Source organism: Streptomyces sp. NPDC050842 (assembly GCF_044456565.1).
Lineage (GTDB): Bacteria > Actinomycetota > Actinomycetes > Streptomycetales > Streptomycetaceae > Streptomyces.
Genome location: NZ_JBITGA010000007.1, coordinates 485,176 through 504,837, shown reverse-complemented (window position 1 = coordinate 504,837; position 19,662 = coordinate 485,176). Strand labels below are relative to the sequence as shown.

At 71.7% G+C, this 19,662-nt stretch carries 13 protein-coding genes; 9 read left to right on the top strand and 4 right to left on the bottom strand.

Features of this window, described 5'->3' with window-relative positions; all coding sequences use genetic code 11:
* Positions 1-19: 19 nt before the first annotated feature.
* Complete coding sequence (locus tag ACIBG6_RS25945; protein ID WP_399224965.1) at positions 20-2,275, bottom strand: PIG-L family deacetylase; 2,256 nt, start codon at positions 2,273-2,275, stop codon at positions 20-22.
* A 267-nt stretch (positions 2,276-2,542) separates the two neighbouring features.
* Between ACIBG6_RS25945 and ACIBG6_RS25940 the strand changes: the two genes are divergently transcribed.
* Complete coding sequence (locus tag ACIBG6_RS25940; RefSeq protein ID WP_399224964.1) at positions 2,543-5,530, top strand: bifunctional [glutamine synthetase] adenylyltransferase/[glutamine synthetase]-adenylyl-L-tyrosine phosphorylase; 2,988 nt, start codon at positions 2,543-2,545, stop codon at positions 5,528-5,530.
* Here the strand turns inward: ACIBG6_RS25940 and ACIBG6_RS25935 are convergent.
* Positions 5,518-6,123 carry a TetR/AcrR family transcriptional regulator gene (locus tag ACIBG6_RS25935; protein ID WP_399224963.1) on the bottom strand — a complete coding sequence of 202 codons (606 nt, stop codon included), beginning with the start codon at positions 6,121-6,123 and terminating at the stop codon, positions 5,518-5,520. The two genes, ACIBG6_RS25940 and ACIBG6_RS25935, sit on opposite strands and share 13 nt — an antisense overlap.
* 126 nt (positions 6,124-6,249) lie before the next feature.
* On the opposite strand from ACIBG6_RS25935, the gene ACIBG6_RS25930 reads away from it, so the two are divergent.
* On the top strand, positions 6,250-7,791 hold the full coding sequence (locus ACIBG6_RS25930; protein ID WP_399224961.1) for an APC family permease: 1,542 nt from the start codon (positions 6,250-6,252) through the stop codon (positions 7,789-7,791).
* Positions 7,701-9,272, top strand: coding sequence for an amidohydrolase (locus ACIBG6_RS25925; protein ID WP_399224959.1), 1,572 nt, complete (start codon positions 7,701-7,703; stop codon positions 9,270-9,272). Before ACIBG6_RS25930 ends, ACIBG6_RS25925 begins: the two co-directional genes overlap by 91 nt.
* Before the next feature lie 9 nt (positions 9,273-9,281).
* Here the strand turns inward: ACIBG6_RS25925 and ACIBG6_RS25920 are convergent, their stop codons facing one another.
* Together ACIBG6_RS25920 and ACIBG6_RS25915 are read right to left on the bottom strand one after the other, a co-directional pair.
* Positions 9,282-10,208 (bottom strand): phosphatase PAP2 family protein, encoded by a 927-nt coding sequence (locus tag ACIBG6_RS25920; protein WP_399224958.1) that lies wholly within the window; start codon positions 10,206-10,208, stop codon positions 9,282-9,284.
* 75 nt (positions 10,209-10,283) lie between these two features.
* The gene (locus ACIBG6_RS25915) at positions 10,284-11,330 is read right to left on the bottom strand and encodes a LacI family DNA-binding transcriptional regulator (RefSeq protein ID WP_399224957.1); all 1,047 of its coding nucleotides are present in this window, start codon (positions 11,328-11,330) and stop codon (positions 10,284-10,286) included.
* A gap of 370 nt (positions 11,331-11,700) precedes the next feature.
* Here ACIBG6_RS25915 and ACIBG6_RS25910 point away from each other — a divergent pair, with 370 nt between their 5' ends.
* The 6 genes from ACIBG6_RS25910 (at position 11,701) to ACIBG6_RS25885 (ending at position 19,598) form a co-directional block, all read left to right on the top strand.
* Positions 11,701-12,978 (top strand): extracellular solute-binding protein, encoded by a 1,278-nt coding sequence (locus ACIBG6_RS25910; RefSeq protein ID WP_399224956.1) that lies wholly within the window; start codon positions 11,701-11,703, stop codon positions 12,976-12,978.
* Between the two features lie 75 nt (positions 12,979-13,053).
* Positions 13,054-14,067: a carbohydrate ABC transporter permease gene (locus ACIBG6_RS25905; protein ID WP_399224955.1), complete on the top strand. Its 1,014-nt coding sequence runs from the start codon at positions 13,054-13,056 to the stop codon at positions 14,065-14,067.
* A complete protein-coding gene (locus tag ACIBG6_RS25900) occupies positions 14,064-14,963 on the top strand; it encodes a sugar ABC transporter permease (RefSeq protein ID WP_399224954.1) in 900 nt (299 codons plus the stop codon). The genes ACIBG6_RS25905 and ACIBG6_RS25900 overlap by 4 nt, the downstream gene beginning before the upstream one ends.
* Before the next feature lie 50 nt (positions 14,964-15,013).
* Entirely contained in the window at positions 15,014-16,681 is a 1,668-nt protein-coding gene (locus ACIBG6_RS25895) for an alpha-amylase family glycosyl hydrolase (protein WP_399224953.1), read from the top strand.
* Positions 16,669-17,748, top strand: a complete 1,080-nt coding sequence (locus ACIBG6_RS25890; RefSeq protein WP_317594431.1) for a LacI family DNA-binding transcriptional regulator — start codon at positions 16,669-16,671, stop codon at positions 17,746-17,748. The genes ACIBG6_RS25895 and ACIBG6_RS25890 overlap by 13 nt, the downstream gene beginning before the upstream one ends.
* A gap of 134 nt (positions 17,749-17,882) precedes the next feature.
* Positions 17,883-19,598 (top strand): carbohydrate-binding module family 20 domain-containing protein, encoded by a 1,716-nt coding sequence (locus tag ACIBG6_RS25885; RefSeq protein ID WP_399224951.1) that lies wholly within the window; start codon positions 17,883-17,885, stop codon positions 19,596-19,598.
* Positions 19,599-19,662 lie beyond the last annotated feature (64 nt).

Sequence of the window (19,662 nt, the reverse complement as noted above, 5' to 3'; positions counted from 1 at the left end):
CCGGTCCGCCCGCCCGAACTCATCGGTCCGCGGGCGTCCAGTGCAGCCGGCCGTTCAGGCCGATCGCCGCGACCCCGTCCGTCCCCGCGTCGGGCGCCCCGGCGAACAGGAACCGCTCCAGTCGCCACGTCGGCCGCGTCCCGCCCCGGCCCAGCGGGGCCGTCGCCAGGACGCCGGTACGGGAGCGGACCGCCAGCATGCCGCCCACGTCCGCCGAGCCCGCGGGTCCCCCCACCGAGCCGCCGACCGTGCCCCCGGCCGAACCGCTCACCGGGCCGAAGCCCGCGACGCCGCCCGCCAGCTCCCGCATCGGGGAGGCCAGGCCCGCGCCCGAGAAGTCCGCGGTCCGCAGGTCGTTGGAGGCCGGCTTGCGGAACCAGAGCCGTACGCCCTCGCCGCCCGGCGCCGCGTTCGCGCTCAGCGCCAGCGTCGTCGGCGGCAGGCCCGTCAGCACCGGACCCGTCAGGGGCCCGCCGGGGTGCTGCGCCGCCCACGCCAGGACGGTGGTCGGGGTGCTCGCGAAGACGTACCCGCGGCCCGTCGCGTCGGTCGCCGCCACCGGGTCGCCGTGCACGTCGGCGCCGCCGAGCGTCCGCCACGGACCCCACCGGCCGTCCGCGCCCTGCTCGCGCGCCGCGAGCCGGTGACCGCTGTCCCGTACGACCAGGGTCGCCCGGCCGTCGAGGCCCAGGGTCACGGCGGGCGCGCTGATGTCGGAGGTGCCCCCGATGTCGTCCCGCTCGGGCGTGCCGAGCGAACGCCACGGACCGAAGACGCCGCCGGAGCCCCCCGCGTCGCCGGAGCCGCCCGCGTCGCTGGAGCCGCCCGCGTCGCTGGAGCCCCCCGCGTCGCCGGAGCCACCCGCGCCGCCCGCCGTCGTCTGCTCGGTCGTCACCACCTCGCGCCGGTAGTCCGCCGGGCCGGTGCCGAGCGTCGTCCGGGTGCCGAAGACGGCCAGCCGGCCGTCGGGCAGCAGGGTGGAGGTGACCCCGCTGTCCAGGCCGCCGCCGGGCAGCAGCACGGGCCCCTGCCACGCCGTCTCGCCCGCCGCCTTCCGCCAGGTCGCGAGGCGCCCGTCGAGGACGGAGAAGGCGTGCAGCGCGCCGTCCCGGTCGCGCTGCACCCAGGAGGTGGAGGTGCCCCGGGCGTACCGGATGGTCTGCGCCCAGCCCCGGCCCGCGGGCCGCGCGGCCACCTTCAGGTCGCCGCAGCCCGAGACGGTCCCGCAGTCGTTGACGCCGTCCATCCACGCGTACGTCTTGAGGGTCTTCAGCTTCGCGTCCGCCGTCTCGGGGTCGAGGGTGTGCGGCAGGACGCTGGTCGGGTAGCCGAGGTAGTTCTGCACGCCGACGTGCGGGTGCCCGGGTATCTCCGCGTACCGGGCGAGCGCGGCCTGGACGAACCGCGCCCCGTACAGGTGGTCCTGATGGTCCTGGTAGCGGTCCGTGCCGGCGACCTTGCCGGAGGTCGGGTCCTGCATCCGCACGAAGGTCGGCCGGAAACGCTCCAGGACCCCGGTCACCGTCGCGACGACCTGGTCCTTGGTGTACGTGAAGTCCGCCGCGACCGGGGTGCCGGAGGCGAGCTGGGAGGCGAGCGCGGATATCCGGCCGTGCCACAGGCCGTTCAGGCTCTCGGGGCGGTCGCCGTTGGTCGCCCCGGCCTCGCGCATCTGCAGCCAGACCAGCTTCACGTGCGGCTTCGCCCGCAGGGTGTCCAGCTCGGCGGTCGCGCCGCCGGCCGTGGGGATCGCGACCCGGTCCCAGGGGCTGATGCGGCTGCCCGTGGCCATCTCGGCGTACGCGGCGCGGATGCCGTTCTGCCGGGCCTCCGCGTACCCCGCCTTGTCGGGCGCGGCCCCGGCGGCGTCGCGCGGACGGGCGTTGACGCCGTCCGACTCGCCGGAGGTGAGGTAGACGGAGGTCAGGGCGTTGCCGGAGCGGATCGACTGGGAGGTGTCCGGGTTCATGAAGAACAGGTCGTCGTCGGGGTGCGCCACGATCTGCACCACGGACGCGCCGTCGGAGGCGGCGGCCGGCGCCTCGGCCGCGCGCTCCTTCGCCCGCGCCTCGACCGGGCGGACCTTCCCCTCCTCCGGCGTGCGTACGGGCGGGGCGGCCGACGCCGCCGAGGAGTCCGGCGCCGTCGTCACCGACAGCAGACCGGCGAAGGTGCCGCCCACCAGGACGGTCGTCACGGCCGTCGTGACGACCCTGCGGCGGGAGCCCCCGCGGCGGGAGGAGGCGGCGGGACGGCGGGTGAGACGGACGGGCATCGGTGTCGGCGCGCTTTCACAGAAGGACGGGAGAGAGGACGGGACGGCGCGCGGGGGTGGTGCACGCACACAACAAGACGGACTTTCAAGAAATACGGTTCATCCAGCCCGAAAAGCGATCAATGTGCGAGATGTCACGTGTGATCCGCTTCGATCCGAAGGCCTGGGCGCCCGCGCTCCTCACTCCGGATAGGCTCGATAGGCTCGACCTCCCGGGCCCGACCTTGTGGGAGACCTGGGATGGACCTGCTTGGAGGGAGCGGTCGGATGACGGTGCCGGGACGCAGAAGCAGTACTTTCTCACGTCTGCTGCGCCACGGATTCACCGATCCGTCGGGGGCCGAACGGCTCCTCGACGTACCCGAGCTGTCCGCCCTCCGCGGCGACGCCGTCCTCCTCGACGCCCTCGGCGCCACCGCCGACCCCGATCTGGCCCTCCGCGGCCTGGTCCGGCTCGTCGAGGCCCAGCCCGAGACCGAGCGGCAGACCCTCACCGCCACCCTGCTCTCCGCCAAGCCCTTCCGGGACCGGCTCCTCGGGGTGCTCGGCGCCTCCGAGGCGCTCGCCGACCACCTGGCCCGCCACCCCCGCGACTGGGAGTCCCTCGTCACGTACGAGGCGACCGACCTGCACCCGGGCGTCGCCGAGTTCGAGCACGGGCTCGCCGACGCCACCGACGCCGTCTCGCTGCGCGTCGCCTACCGCCGCTGCCTGCTCGCCATCGCGGCCCGTGACGTGTGCGGCACCATCGACGTCGCCGAGACGGCCGCCGAGCTCGCCGACCTGGCGACGGCGACCCTGCGCGCCGCGCTCGCCATCGCCCGTACCGCCGAGCCCGCCGACGCCGCCCAGTGCCGGCTCTCCGTGATCGCGATGGGCAAGTGCGGCGGCCACGAGCTCAACTACGTCTCCGACGTGGACGTGATCTTCGTGGGCGAGCCCGCCGAGGGCGCCGACGAGGGCAAGGCACTCCAGGCCGCGACCCGGCTCGCCTCGCACCTCATGCGGATCTGCTCCGAGACCAACATCGAGGGCACGATCTGGCCGGTCGACGCCAACCTCCGCCCCGAGGGCCGCAACGGCCCCCTCGTCCGCTCCCTCTCCTCCCACCTCGCCTACTACCAGCGCTGGGCGAAGACCTGGGAGTTCCAGGCGCTCCTGAAGGCGCGCGCCGTGGCCGGCGACCCGGAGCTCGGCGCCCAGTACATCGACGCCGTCTCCCCGCTCGTCTGGCAGGCCGCCGAGCGCGAGAACTTCGTCCCCGACGTGCAGAAGATGCGCCGCCGGGTCGTCGACAACATCCCCGCCGCCCAGGTCGAGCGCGAGCTCAAGCTCGGCCCCGGCGGCCTGCGGGACGTCGAGTTCGCCGTCCAGCTCCTCCAGCTCGTGCACGGCCGCAGCGACGCCGGCCTGCACAGCGGCAAGACCCTGGACGCGCTCGCCGCGCTCGCCGCCGGCGGCTACGTCGGCCGCGCGGACGCCGCCCAGCTCGACGAGGCGTACCGCTTCCTGCGGGCCATGGAGCACCGCATCCAGCTGTACCGGCTGCGCCGCACCCACCTCGTCCCCGAGGACGAGGCCGACCTGCGCCGCCTCGGCCGCTCCCTCGGCCTGCGCACCGACCCGGTCACCGCGCTCAACAAGGAGTGGAAGCGGCACGCGGCCGTCGTCCGCCGGCTGCACGAGAAGCTCTTCTACCGGCCGCTGCTCGACGCCGTCGCCCAGCTCGCCCCCGGCGAGATTCGGCTCAGCCCGAAGGCGGCGGGCCAGCGCCTCGAAGCCCTCGGCTACCAGGACCCGGCCGCCGCCCTGCGCCACCTGGAGGCGCTCTCCGCCGGCGTGAGCCGCAAGGCCGCGATCCAGCGGACGCTGCTGCCGGTGCTCCTCGGCTGGTTCGCCGACTCGGCCGACCCGGACGCCGGCCTCCTCGGCTTCCGCAAGGTCTCGGACGCCCTCGGCAAGACCCCCTGGTACCTCCGGCTCCTCCGGGACGAGGGCGCCGCCGCCGAGAACCTCGCCCGGGTGCTCTCCGCCGGCCGCCTCGCCCCCGACCTGCTGCTCCGCGCCCCCGAGGCGGTCGCCATCCTCGGCGACCCGGAGGGGCTGAAGCCGCGCGGCCGGGACCACCTGGAGCAGGAGGTCCTGGCGGCCGTGGGCCGCGCGGACGACGCCGAGCAGGCGGTCGCGGCGGCCCGCGGGGTGCGCCGCAGGGAGCTGTTCCGTACCGCCGCGGCCGATCTCATCGGCTCGTACGGCACCGAGGACAACCCCCGCGAGCCCGACCCCGGCGCGCTGGTCGACCGCGTGGGGGAGGCGATCACCGACCTCAACGCGGCGACGATCGCCGGCGCCCTGCGGGCCGTCGTGCGCGCCGAGTGGGGCGATACCCTCCCGACCCGGTTCGCCGTCATCGGGATGGGCCGCTTCGGCGGCCACGAGCAGGGCTACGGCTCCGACGCCGACGTGCTGTTCGTGCACGAGCCGCGCGAGGGCGTCGACGAGCAGGAGGCGGCGCGGGCCGCGAGCAAGGTGGTCGCGGAGATGCGGCGACTGCTCCAGCTCCCCACCGCCGACCCGCCGTTGCTGATCGACGCGGACCTCAGGCCGGAGGGCAAGAGCGGCCCCCTGGTCCGCACCCTGAAGTCGTACGAGGCCTACTACCGCCGCTGGTCGCTCGTCTGGGAGAGCCAGGCCCTGCTCCGCGCCGAACCCATGGCGGGCGACCTGGAGCTGGCCGACCGGTTCATCGAGCTCGTCGACCCGCTGCGCTACCCCGCCGAGGGCCTCGGCGAGGACGCGGTCCGCGAGATCCGCCGCCTCAAGGCCCGCATGGAGTCCGAGCGGCTGCCGCGCGGCGCCGACCCGACGCTCCACGCCAAGCTGGGGCGCGGCGGCCTGAGCGACGTCGAGTGGACGGTCCAGCTGCTCCAGATGCGGCACGGCTGGGCGGAACCGGGGCTGCGGACGACCCGTACCCGCGAGGCCCTCGCGGCCGCGCACGCGGCGGGCCTGATCCCGACGGAGGAGGCGCAGACCCTCGACGAGGCCTGGGTCCTCGCCACCCGCGTCCGCAACGCGGTGATGCTGGTCCGCGGCCGCCCCGGCGACACCTTCCCCTCGGCCCCGCGCGAACTCGCCGCGGTCGGCCGGTACTTGGGCTACGTCCCTGGCCACGTCGGCGAACTGGTCGACGACTACCGCCGCATCACCCGCCGCGCCCGGGCCATCGTCGAGGAGCTGTTCTACGGGGCGTAGGCGGCCCGGACGTGGGACAAGTACCCGGTGAGCGCCAGCTCGAAGGCCTGGTCGGCGCGGCCCTCCGGGATCGCGCCGAGCGCGCGGGCAAGCCGTGGCGTGGCCGCCTCGTCGGCGAGCTCCCACATCGTCTCGGGCGCGGCCAGGTCGAGCGCCGAGCCGAGGACCAGGTTCTCCAGGGCGATGATCACGGGCATGACGTCCGGCAGGGCGAACCCGGCGTCGAGCAGGCGGCCGACGGCCTTCTCGTACTGGTGCAGGACCTTGGGCGCGCGCACCGGTGACGTCATGAGCAGCGGGATCGCACGCGGGTGCGCGGCGAACGCCGAACGGTAGGAGCGGGCCCAGGCGGCCATGGCGTCGTCCCAGTGCGGCAGGTCCAGGGTCGCGGCGTCGATGCCGGTGGCCACCCGCTCGCGGAGCAGCTCCACGATCCCGTCCCGGCCGTCCACGTGGTGGTAGACGGATGCGGTCTGCACCCCGAGGCGTTTCGCGATCTGCGGGACGCTGAACTCGCCTTTCTCGTCGACGATTTCGAGCGCCGTGGTGGTGATCCGCTCCCGGTCGAGGAGAGGTCTGCGCGGCCGGCCCATGAATCGTCACTCCCTGTTCAGGTGCCCGTCAGGTCTTCCCGAACGGTCGAGGACGAGGCTACATTGCGCAAACCGAAAGCCTTTAGGTTTCCTGTCACGGAAGGCTTCCCCCGTATGTCCTCGCCCATGCCCCCCTCCACGCCCGACGAGCCCCCGGGGCTGAGAACCGGCACGCTCTCCACCGCCGACATCTCCTTCTTCGTGGTCTCCGCCGCCGCCCCGCTCACCGTCATGGCCGGCGTCGCCCCCATCGCCATCCTGCTCGGCGGCATCGGCGCCCCCGTCGGCTACCTCCTCGCCGGCCTCACCCTCACCGTCTTCGCCGTCGGCTTCACCACCATGAGCCGCCACGTCCGCAGCGCCGGCGCCTTCTACGCGTACATCACCCGCGGCCTCGGCCGGCCGATCGGCATCGCCGCCGCCCTCGTCGCCATGCTCGGCTACAACGGCATGGAGATCGGCGTGTACGGGCTCCTCGGCTCCGCCACCTCGGACACCGCCGCCGCCCTCGGCCACGACGTCCCCTGGCTGCCCGTCTCCCTCGCCGGCCTCCTGCTGATCTGGTACGGCGGCTACCGCTCGATCGACTTCGGCGCCAAACTCCTCGGCGTCCTCCTCGTCGCCGAGACCGGCATCCTCGTCCTCCTCGCCGGCGGCGTCCTCGTCGACGGGGGCGCGAACGGCCTCTCCCTCGGCGGCCTCGCCCCCGAACACGTCCTCACCGGCGGCACCGCCGCCGTCCTGGCCTGCGCGTTCGCCGCCTTCACCGGCTTCGAGTCCACCGTCATCTACCGCCGCGAGGCCAAGGACCCCGAGCGCACCATCCCCCGCGCCACCTACCTCGCGGTCGCCTTCCTCGGCCTCTTCTACGCCTTCGTCGTCTGGACCGTGATCCAGGCCTTCGGCGAGGACAAGGTCGTCCAGGCCGCCGCCGACGACCCCGGCGGCCTCTTCTTCGCCGCCATCACCACGTACGTCGGAGCGTGGGCCGCCGACCTGATGCACATCCTCATCGTCACCAGCGTCCTCGCCTCCCTCCTCGCCTTCCACAACGCCATCAACCGCTACACCCTCTCCCTCTCCGAGGAGGGCGTGCTGCCGAAGACCCTCGGCCGGATCCACCCCCGTCACCGCTCCCCGTACGTCGCGGGGGCCGCGCAGACCGTGCTCGGCGCCGTCGTCGTCCTCGCCTTCGCGCTCGCGGGCGCCGACCCGTACCAGCAGCTCCTGCTCTGGGTGAACACCCCCGGCATGCTCGGCCTGATGGTCCTCCAGCTGCTCGCCGCGCTCGCCGTGCCCTTCTTCTTCCGGAGGATCGACCACCGCGAGGGCGTCCTCCGCACCGTCGTCGCCCCCGTCACCGCCTTCGTCCTGCTCGCCGGGGCGATCGGCCTGGTCACCGCCAACATCGAGCTCTTCACCGCCGCCTCGACGACCGTGAACACCGTGCTGGTCTCGCTCGTCCCCGCCGTCTTCGTCCTCGGGCTCCTCCTCGCCAACCGGCTGCGCCGCACGCGCCCCGAGGTCTACGCGAACTTCGCCGCCGAACCCGCATCCACCGAAGGAGAAGACCCCTCGTGTCCGCACCCGACCTCGTCCTCGTCGACGCCCGAGTCCGCGACCCCGAGCTCACCGGCGCCACCGCCGTCGCCGTCCATGGCGGAGTGATCACCGCTCTCGGCGACGCCGACGACGCCCGCGCCTGGGCCGGACCCGGCACCGAGACCGTCGACCTGGCCGGCGCCACCCTCACACCCGGCCTCACCGACGCCCACAGCCACCCCGTCTGGGGCCTGGAGATGTACACCGGCACCGACCTCTCGGCCGTCACCGACCTCGAAGGACTCCGCGCCGCCCTGCGGACCGCCGAGCGCCGCGACGGCTGGGTCCTCGGCTTCGGCCTCGACCACAACGTCTTCGGCGGCCGCCCCGTCCACCGCGACCTGATCGAGGACGTCCTCGGCGGCGCCCCCGCCCACCTGCGCCTCTACGACGGGCACTCCGCCCTCGTCAGCGCCACCGCCCTCAAGGCCGCCGGCATCGACGGACCCCGCGCCTTCACCCAGCGCTCCGAGATCGTCATCGGCGCCGACGGCCGCCCCACCGGGCACCTGATCGAGCACGCCGCCATGGACCTGATGACCCCGGTCCTCCCGGCCCAGCCGTACGCCGAGCGCCGCGACCGGCTCGTCGAGCTCCTCACCGGCATGGCCGCCACCGGCCTCACCGGCGCCCACGTCATGGACCTCGGCGGACACGACGTGCCCGGGCTCCTCGCCGCCCTGGAGGAGGACGGCGACCTGCCGCTGCGGCTGCGCCTCGCGCCCTGGTGCATGCCGGGCGCCACCGAGGAGGAGCTGGACGGCTTCGTACGCCTCCAGGAGCGGGCCGGCCGGCTGTGGCGGATCGGCGGCGTGAAGTTCTTCATGGACGGCACCGTCGAGGGCGGCACCGCCTGGCTGGAGCACGCCGACTGCCACGGCCAGGGCACCGATGCCTTCTGGCCCGACCCGGCCGCGTACTCCGCCGCCGTACGCCACCTCCACCGCGCCGGCGTCGGCACCGCCACCCACGCCATCGGCGACGCCGCCGTCCGGCATGTCCTCGACACCGTGGAAGGCCTCGGCGCGGGCGGTCCCCGTCACCGGATCGAGCACATCGAGACCGTCCCCGACGACCAGCTCGGCCGCTTCGCCGCGCTCGGGGTCGTCGCCTCCATGCAGCCGCCGCACACCGCGTACACCCGCGCCGACCACACCGACGAGTGGTCCAAGCGGCTCGGCGAGGCGCGGTCGGCCCGCGCCTGGCGCTGCCGCGACCTGCGGGAGGCCGGGGCGCACCTCGCCCTCGGCTCCGACTGGCCCATCGCCCACCACGACGCCCGTCAGGTCCTCGCGACCGCCCGGGCCCCGCGCGGCGCGGCCTCGGCCCGGCACGGTCTGACCGGTCTGATGGCCCTGGAGGGCATGACGACGCACGCGGCGTTCGCGGCGGGGGAGGAGACGGTCGCCGGCCGGATCGCCCCGGGCTTCCGGGCCGACCTCACGGCCTTCGCCGTGGACCCGGTGGAGGCTCCGGCGGACGAGGTCGAAAAGACGGCGATCCGGCTCACCGTCACCGGTGGCCGGATCGCGTACAGGCAGGACTGACCGACTCGGTTACCTGCGGGAGCCGACCGGACGCTCGGCGTCCGCGTCCTGCCCCGCCTCGCGGTCCGTGTCCTTCGTGCTCTCCGACGGACGCGGACCGCCCTGGGCGGCCGGAGCGGCCGGCTCCACCAGCTTGGGCAGCTTGTGCGGCCGGGAGCCGTACCAGAAGTACGAGACGAGGAAGCCGAAGGCCAGGCAGATCATGCCGCCGACCGCGTCCAGCCAGAAGTGGTTGGCGGTCGCGACGATCACGACGAGCGTGACCGTCGGGTAGAGCAGGCCCAGGATCTTCGCCCAGGGCGCCTTGGCCAGGAGGAAGATCGTCAGCCCGCACCAGAGCGACCAGCCGATGTGCATCGACGGCATCGCCGCGTACTGGTTCGACACGTGCTTGAGGTTGCCCGAGGCCATCGAGCCCCAGGTCTCGTGCACGAGCACCGTGTCGATGAAGCTCTGGCTGGTCATGAGCCGCGGCGGCGCGAGCGGGTACAGGTAGTAACCGACCAGGGCCACACCGGTGGTGGCGAACAGGACCGTACGGAACGCCGCGTAACGGCCCGGCTGCCATCGGTACAGCCACACGAGCACACCGATGGTCACGATGAAGTGCAGCGTGGCGTAGTAGTAGTTCATCGAGACGATCAGCCAGGTCACCGAGTTCACGGCGTGGTTGACGGCGTGCTCGAAGGCGAGGCCGAGGGACTCCTCGGCCTGCCAGATCCAGTCCGCGTTCTTCAGCGCCTGGGCCTTCTGCTCCGGCACCGCGTTGCGGATGAGCGAGTACGTCCAGTAGCTGATCGCGATGAGCGCGATCTCGAACCAGATCGTGGGCCGGCGCGGCACGCGCGCACGCAGGCGCGACAACCTGCCGTCGGCCACGATGGGTGACGACGGGGTCGTCCGGTCGTCCAAACTCTTCACGGTCGTTTCACCCATAGGCAGAGAGTTTGCCAGATCCAGTCCCCTCGACCGATCATCCCCCGGTCGGGTTCCGGCCGCACCCGCTCCCCCTCAAGAAGGAGATACGGGAGAAGGAGGCACCGGAGACGGAGCCGACGCCGTCGACCCGCGAACGACCAGCTCAGGCATGAAGACGAACTCGGAGTGCGGAGCCGGGGTCCCCCCGACCTCCTCGAGCAGCGCGCGGACCGCGGCCTGCCCCATCGCCTGCACGGGCTGGCGGATGGTGGTCAGCGGCGGATCCGTGAACGCTATGAGCGGGGAGTCGTCGAAGCCGACGACGGACACGTCCCGCGGCACGTCGAGCCCCTGCTGCCGGGCCGCCCGGATCGCGCCGAGCGCCATCATGTCGCTCGCGCACACGACGGCGGTACAGCCCCGGGAGATCAGCGCGCCCGCTGCCGCCTGGCCGCCCTCCAGGGTGTAGAGGGAGTGCTGGATCAGCTCCTCGGACTCCTCGGGGCCGAGGCCGAGCCGCTCCTCCATGCCCTTCCGGAAGCCCTCGATCTTGCGCAGCACCGGGACGAACCGCTTGGGGCCGACGGCGAGCCCGATCCGGGTGTGGCCGAGCGCCGCCAGGTGCGTCACCGCGAGCCGCATCGCCGCCCGGTCGTCGGGCGACACGAAGGGCGCCTGGACCTTGGGGGAGAAGCCGTTGAGGAGGACGTACGGGACGCCCTTGCCGCGCAGCTGGTCGTAACGCGTCATGTCGGCGGTGGTGTCGGCGTGCAGCCCGGAGACGAAGATGATGCCGGCGACGCCCCGTTCCACCAGCATGTCGGTGAGCTCGTCCTCGGTGGATCCGCCGGGGGTCTGGGTCGCCAGGACCGGCGTGTACCCCTGCCGGGTCAGGGCCTGCCCGATGACCTGCGCGAGCGCGGGGAAGATCGGGTTGTCCAGCTCGGGGGTGATGAGACCGACGAGCCCGGCGCTGCGCTGACGCAGTCGTACGGGCCGCTCGTAGCCGAGCACGTCGAGTGCGGCAAGCACGGATTCACGGGTGGCGGTGGCCACACCGGGCTTGCCGTTGAGCACGCGGCTGACTGTGGCTTCACTGACCCCCGCCTGGGCTGCGATATCGGCAAGCCGCGCGGTCATGAGGATGGACTGTACCGGTCACAGCGCGTATTGCCCACCGAACGCCCGTCGGGGTGGATTCGGGACGGATTCCCTCTGGTTTCGCAAGGTCTTGCAGGTCTTGCGAGACGGAGCGTGTGAGGGCGGTGACCTCTTGTGGGGGCGTTCTGTCCGGAAGTGGCCTGCTCCGGCCCCTGTCAACCGGCCCTTCGGCAACCTTAGGGACACGCGGATGTAACGATCCCCGGGTCTTGCAGAAATTTCACGCAAGCTCTTTCGGCCCGTTTTCATCCCTGTTACGTTCCTGCCAACCCGGAGCGCCGCGAGGGAGCGGTCGCAATGAGGAACGTTCCAGCCCCTCGTCTTCCCCGGGATCACTGAAGGAGTTCACATGCGGCGTGGCATAGCGGCCACCGCGCTGGTCGCGGCCCTGGGCGTGACCCTGGCGGCGTGCGGTAGTGACAGCGGTTCGAACGGCGGCGGCTCGAAGGGCTCCGGCGAGCTCTCCGGCACCGTGACCTGGTGGGACACGTCCACGGTCGGCTCCGAGGACAAGGTCTTCAAGAAGGTCGCCGAGGACTTCAAGAAGAAGCACCCCAAGGTCACCGTCAAGTATGTGAACGTGCCCTTCGGTGAGGCGCAGAACAAGTTCAAGAACGCGGCCCAGTCCGGCTCCGGCGCGCCCGACGTCATCCGCTCCGAGGTCGCCTGGACCCCCGAGTTCGCGGACCTCGGCTACCTGGCCCCGCTGGACGGCACCGCGGCCCTCAAGGGCGCGGACGACTTCCTGGAGCAGGCCGCCGCCTCCACCAAGTACAAGGGCAAGACCTACGGCGTTCCGCAGGTCATCGACTCCATGGGCATCTTCTACAACAAGAAGATCTTCAAGGAGGCCGGCGTCGAGGTCCCCAAGACCATCGACGAGCTCAAGACCGTCTCCGCCAAGATCAAGGAGAAGACCGGCAAGACCGGCCTGTACCTCCGCGGCGACGACGCGTACTGGTTCCTCTCCTTCCTGTACGGCGAGGGCGGCAACCTCGTCGACGCCGAGAAGAAGACGATCACCGTCGACAGCCCGGCGGGCGTGAAGGGCTTCAAGGTCGTCAAGGACCTGGTCGACTCCGGCGCGGCCAAGACCGACGCGACCGACGGCTGGAACAACATGCAGACGGCCTTCAAGGACGGCAAGGTCGCCATGATGATCAACGGCCCGTGGGCCGTCGCCGACACCTACGCCGGCAAGGAGTTCAAGGACAAGGCCAACCTGGGCATCGCCCCGGTCCCGGCCGGCTCCGCCGGTCAGGGCGCCCCGCAGGGCGGTCACAACCTCGCCGTCTACGCGGGCTCCAAGAACCTCGACGCGTCCTACGCCTTCGCCGAGTACATGACCTCGGCCGAGACGCAGGCGACGGTCGCGAAGGAGCTCAGCCTCCTCCCGACCCGCCAGTCCGTCTACATCAAGCCGGACGTCGCGACCAACGAGATGATCATGTTCTTCAAGCCGGTCGTCGACAAGGCCGTCGAGCGCCCCTGGATCCCGGAGACCGGCAGCCTCTTCGCGCCGCTCGTCACCGAGTACACCAAGGTCCTCACCGGCCAGACCTCCCCGGACGCCGGCGCCAAGGCGACGGGTGACTCCTACCGCAAGCTCCTGAAGGACTGGAAGTAGCAGAGCGGTAGCGGGACAGCAGCAGGCGAAGTAGCAGGCGAAGTAGCAGGAAGAGGAAGGAAGGCAGGCCGGCTGATGGCTGTGGACACCCCCAGCCAGTCGGTGGCGAAGGCCGCGGGCGACAGTGTCGCCCGCGGCCGGAGCCGCGGAACTGGTAAGCAGCGGGGCGCGGCGAAGCGCTCACTCTCCACCCACTGGTACGCCTGGGCGATGGTCGCCCCGGTGATCGTCGTGATCGCGGTGATCATCGGCTACCCGTTGATCCGCGGCATCTACCTGTCGCTGACCGATGCCAACGAGCGGAACGTCGCGCGGTCGATCGGCGTCAACGAGATCCCGGCCACCTACGAGTTCGTGGGCCTGGACAACTACGCCGACGCGCTCACCGGCAGCCAGTTCCTCTCCACCCTGGGCTGGACGCTGGTGTGGACGGTGGCCTGCGTGTCGCTGACCTTCGCCCTCGGTCTCGCCCTCGCCAACATCCTGAACCGCAAGATCGCCGGCCGCTCCGCCTACCGGCTGCTGCTGATCCTGCCCTGGGCGGTGCCCGGCTTCGTCTCCGTCTTCGCCTGGCGCTTCCTCTACAACCAGGACAACGGCCTGCTGAACAAGCTCCTCGCGGGCGGCGGCATCGACGCCGTCCCGTGGCTGAACGACCCCACCTGGGCCAAGTTCTCCGTCATCCTCGTCAACGTCTGGCTCGGCGTCCCGTTCATGATGGTCGCCCTCCTCGGCGGGCTCCAGTCCATCCCCAGCGAGATGTACGAGGCCGCCGAGATGGACGGCGCCAACGCCTGGCAGCGCTTCCGGCACATCACCATGCCCGGGCTCCGCTCGGTCTCCACGACGGTGATCCTGCTCTCCACCATCTGGACCTTCAACATGTTCCCGGTGATCTTCCTGCTCACCCGGGGCGGGCCCGGCGAGGCCACCCAGATCCTCGTCACACAGGCCTACAAGTTCTCCTTCGAGGTCAGTCCGCGCGACTTCGCCCAGTCGTCGACGTGGGGCGTGCTGATCCTGGTCCTCCTGATGCTCTTCGCCGCGGTCTACCGGCGAGTCCTCCGCAAGCAGGGAGAAGTCTGGTGACGACCACGACCCCCACCCGCCGTGCCACCCACCGCGCCGCCGCCCCCCAGCCGCAGGCCAACGCCCCGCTGCGCGGCCGCCGCTCGCCGCTCGCCTCGGTCGCCCTGCACGTCACGCTGATCGTGGCCTCCGTGATCGCCGTCTTCCCGGTGCTGTGGGTGCTCCTGACCTCCCTGAAGCCCGCCGAGTTCGCGATCACCACGGACTTCTTCAAGGAGACGACGCTCGAGAACTACACGAACCTCCTGAGGGACACCCCGTTCCTCACCTGGTTCGCCAACTCGCTGCTCGTCGCGGGTCTCACCACCGTCGTCGGCGTCTTCATCTCCGCCACCACGGGCTACGCCGTCAGCCGCTTCCGCTTCCCCGGCAAGCGCGGACTGATGTGGACCCTGCTCATCACGCAGATGTTCCCGGTCGCCGTCCTCATCGTGCCGATCTACAACATCATGTCGTCGATGGGCCTGCTCAATCAGCCGGTCGGCCTGGTCATCACCTACCTGACGATCGCCGTCCCGTTCTGCGCCTGGATGATGAAGGGCTTCTTCGACACCATCCCGCGCGAGATCGACGAGTCCGGTTACGTCGACGGACTCACCCCGTTCGGCACCTTCTGGCGGCTCATCCTGCCGCTCGCCAAGCCGGGCATCGCGGTGACCGCGTTCTACTCCTTCATCACCGCCTGGGGCGAGGTCGCCTACGCCTCCGCCTTCATGGTCGGCGACGAGAACCTGACGCTCGCCGGCGGACTCCAGAAGTTCGTCAACCAGTACGGCGCCCAGTGGGGCCCGATGGCGGCGGCCTCCGTGCTCATCGCCGTCCCCGCCGCCCTGGTGTTCCTCTTCGCCCAGCGGCACCTCGTCACCGGCATGTCGGCCGGTGCCGTCAAGGGCTGACGGCCCTGAACACCCCGCCCGAACGTACCTCCTTACCTCTCAGGGAAGACATGACCCAGCATCTCGCCACCCCGGCCGACGTCCCCGCCACCGGCACGCACACGGGCTGGTGGAGAGACGCCGTGATCTACCAGGTCTACCCGCGCAGCTTCGCCGACGGCAACGGCGACGGCATGGGCGACCTGGAGGGTGTCCGCAGCCGGCTGCCGTACCTCAAGGAACTCGGCGTCGACGCCGTCTGGCTCTCCCCGTTCTACGCGTCGCCGCAGGCCGACGCCGGCTACGACGTCGCCGACTACCGGGCCATCGACCCGATGTTCGGCTCGCTCCTCGACGCCGACGCCGTGATCCGCGAGGCCCACGACCTGGGGCTCCGGATCATCGTCGACCTCGTCCCCAACCACTCCTCCGACCAGCACGAGTGGTTCCAGCGGGCGCTGCGCGAGGGCCCCGGGTCGCCGCTGCGCGAGCGCTACCACTTCCGCCCCGGCAAGGGCGTGAACGGCGAACTGCCGCCGAACGACTGGGAGTCCATCTTCGGCGGCCCCGCCTGGACCCGGACCGAGGAAGCGGACGGCACCCCCGGGGAGTGGTACCTCCACCTCTTCGCGCCGGAGCAGCCCGACTTCAACTGGGAACACCCGGCCGTACGCGACGAGTTCCGCTCCATCCTGCGCTTCTGGCTCGACATGGGCGTCGACGGCTTCCGCGTCGACGTCGCCCACGGCCTGGTGAAGGCCCCGGGCCTGCCCGACATCGGCGCCCACGACCAGCTGAAGCTGCTCGGCAACGACGTCATGCCCTTCTTCGACCAGGACGGCGTCCACGAGATCTACCGATCCTGGCGGAACGTGCTGAGCGAGTACGACGGGGAGCGCGTCCTCGTCGCCGAGGCCTGGACCCCGACCGTCGACCGCACCGCGAACTACGTGCGCCCCGACGAGATGCACCAGGCCTTCAACTTCCAGTACCTGGGCACCCACTGGGACGCGACCGAGCTGCGTACCGTCATCGACGAGTCGCTCGCCGCGATGCGCCCGGTCGGAGCCCCCACCACCTGGGTGCTCTCCAACCACGACGTCACCCGGCACGCCACCCGCTTCGCCAACCCGGCGGGCCTCGGCACCCAGCTGCGCGAGGACGGCGACCGAGAGCTCGGCCTGCGCCGGGCCCGGGCCGCGACCCTGCTGATGCTGGCCCTGCCCGGCTCGGCCTACGTCTACCAGGGCGAGGAGCTCGGCCTGCCGGACGTCACCGACCTGCCCGACGAGGTCCGTCAGGACCCGTCCTTCTGGCGGGCCAGCGGCCAGGACGGCTTCCGCGACGGCTGCCGCGTGCCGATCCCGTGGTCCGCCGAGGGCTCCTCGTACGGCTTCGGCGACGGCGGCTCCTGGCTGCCGCAGCCCGCGACCTGGGGCGCGCTGAGCGTCGAGGCGCAGACCGGCGACCCCGGCTCCACCCTGGAGCTGTACCGCAGCGCGCTCGCCGTGCGCCGCGAGCGTCCCGAACTCGGTGCGGGCGAGGCCCTGGAGTGGCTGGAGGCACCCGAGGGTGTGCTCTCCTTCCGCCGCGACGGTTTCGTCTGCACCGCCAACACCACCGGCCGGGCCATCTCCGTCCCGCTGCCCGGCCGGTTCCTCCTTTCCAACGAGGAGATCAGGGTCGTCGACGACGAGATCGAACTCCCCGCCGACACCACCGCCTGGTGGGCGGTGTGACGATCCCCCTGCCGCGGGGTGCCGGGAACGGCGCCCCGCGGCTCGCGGACATCGCGGCCCAGTCCGGGGTCAGCGAGGCCACCGTCAGCCGTGTCCTCAACGGCAAGGCGGGGGTGGCCGGAGCGACCCGGCACAAGGTGCTCGCCGCGCTCGACGTGCTCGGCTACGAGCGTCCCGTACGGCTCAAACGCCGCAGCGCGGGCCTCGTCGGGCTCGTCGTGCCCGAGCTGACCAACCCGATCTTCCCGGCGTTCGCGCAGGTCGTCGAACAGGTCCTCGCCGGCCACGGCTACACGCCGGTGCTCTGTACGCAGATGCCCGGCGGCGCCACCGAGGACGAGCTCGTCGAGCAGCTCGTGGAGCGCGGGGTGGCCGGGATCGTCTTCCTCTCCGGGCTGCACGCGGACGCCTCCGCCGACCCGGCGCGCTACGCCCGGCTCAGCGACCGGGGCGTGCCGTACGTCCTCATCAACGGCTACAACGAGCACATCGACGCCAACTTCGTCTCCCCGGACGACCGGGCCGCGGCCCGCATGGCCGTGCGGCACCTGGTCGAACTGGGCCACGAGCGGATCGGGCTCGCCATCGGTCCCACCCGGTACGTGCCGTCGCGCCGCAAGGCCGAGGGCTTCACCGCCGAGCTGTACGAGCTCCTCGGCATCGAACGGGCCGAGGCCGAACGGTTCATCAGGCCCACGCTCTTCGGTGTCGAGGGCGGGCACGCGGCGGCCGACATCCTGCTCGGCGAGGGGTGCACGGGCATCGTCTGCGCCTCCGACCTGATGGCGCTCGGTGTGATCCGCGCCGTCCGTGCCCGGGGCCTCGACGTGCCGGGTGACGTCTCCGTCGTCGGCTTCGACGACTCGCCGCTCATCGCCTTCACCAGCCCGCCGCTCTCCACCGTGCGCCAGCCCGTGCAGGCCATGGCGACGGCGGCGGTCGGCGCGCTCCTGGAGGAGATCGAGGGGAATCCCGTGCAGCGCACGGAGTTCGTCTTCCAGCCGGAGCTGGTGGTCCGCGGCTCGACCGCGCAGCCGCCCGGCAGGGTGTCGCAAGTCCTTTCGTAACAACTTGCGTCGAGGGGTCCGGAGCGGCGTCAGGAGGGTTGACCGGGCGTCGGGGCACTCGTACGGTCACGGCTGAAAACAGTTGCTGACATTTTCAGCAACTTCTTGCGACAGTGAAGTCAGCAGGAGGAATCATGGCCCGAAAGACCGTGGCAGCTGCACTCGCCCTCGTGGCGGGAGCCGCTGTGGCCGTCGCGGTGAACCCCCCGGCGCAGGCCACCCCGCCCGGTGAGAAGGACGTCACCGCGGTGATGTTCGAATGGAACTTCGCCTCGGTGGCCCGGGAGTGCACCGACCGTCTCGGCCCCGCCGGATACGGATACGTCCAGGTCTCCCCGCCCCAGGAGCACCTCCAGGGCGGCCAGTGGTGGACCTCGTACCAGCCGGTCAGCTACAAGATCGCCGGACGTCTCGGCGACCGCACCGCCTTCAAGAACATGATCGACACCTGCCACGCGGCCGGCGTCAAGGTCGTGGCCGACTCCGTCATCAACCACATGGCGAACGGCTCCGGCACGGGAACGGGCGGGACCTCGTTCTCCAAGTACGACTACCCGGGCCTCTACTCCGGCTCCGACATGGACGACTGCCGCTCCTCGATCACCAACTACCAGGACCGCGGCAACGTCCAGAACTGCGAACTGGTCCAGCTCCCCGACCTCGACACGGGCGAGGACTACGTCCGCGGCAAGATAGCGGGCTACCTGAACGACCTGCTCTCGCTCGGTGTCGACGCCTTCCGCGTCGACGCCGCCAAGCACATGCCGGCCGCCGACCTCGCCAACATCAAGTCGCGGCTGAGCAAGCCCAACGCCTTCTGGAAGCTGGAGGCCATCCACGGCGCCGGCGAGGCCGTCTCCCCGAGCGAGTACCTCGGCAGCGGGGACGTCCAGGAGTTCCGTTACGCCCGCGACCTCAAGCGCATCGTCCAGGGCGAGAAGCTCTCCTACCTGAAGAACCTCGGCGAGGCCTGGGGTTACATGCCCTCCGGCCAGTCCGGCGTCTTCGTCGACAACCACGACACCGAGCGCGGCGGCGACACCCTCAGCTACAAGGACGGCGCGAACTACACCCTCGCCTCCGTCTTCATGCTCGCCTGGCCCTACGGCTCCCCGGACGTCCACTCCGGCTACGAGTGGACCGACAAGGACGCCGGACCGCCCAACGGCGGCCAGGTGAACGCCTGTTACAGCGACGGCTGGAAGTGCCAGCACGCCTGGCGCGAGATCTCCTCCATGGTCGGCTTCCGCAACGCGGCGCGCGGCCAGGCCGTCACCGACTGGTGGGACAACGGCAACAACGCCATAGCGTTCGGCCGCGGCTCCAAGGCCTATGTGGCGATCAACCACGAGTCCTCGGCGCTCACCCGCACCTTCCAGACCCAGCTCGCCCCGGGCGCCTACTGCGACGTCCAGTCGAACACGGGCGTGACGGTGAACGCGTCCGGCCAGTTCACGGCCACCCTCGCCGCCAACACGGCCGTGGCCCTCCACGTGAACGCCACCACCTGCGGAGGCGGCACCACCCCGACCACTCCGCCGACGACGCCCCCGGCCACCGCCGGCGCCGCCTTCAGCGTCAACGCCACCACCGCGGTCGGCCAGAACATCTACGTCACCGGCAACCGCGCCGAGCTCGGCAACTGGGCCCCGGCCTCCGCCCTCAAGCTCGACCCGGCCGCGTACCCCGTCTGGAAGCTGACGGTCTCGCTGCCCGCCGGAACGTCCTTCGAGTACAAGTACGTCCGCAAGGACGCCGCCGGAAACGTCACCTGGGAGTCCGGCGCCAACCGCACCGCGACCGTCCCCGCCTCGGGCCAGATCGTCCTGAACGACACCTTCCGCCCCTAAGGCCCGTCCGAAGAGCCACAGGGTCGCCCCCGCCGGGGCGGCCCTCCCACCCGTACCCCCGTCC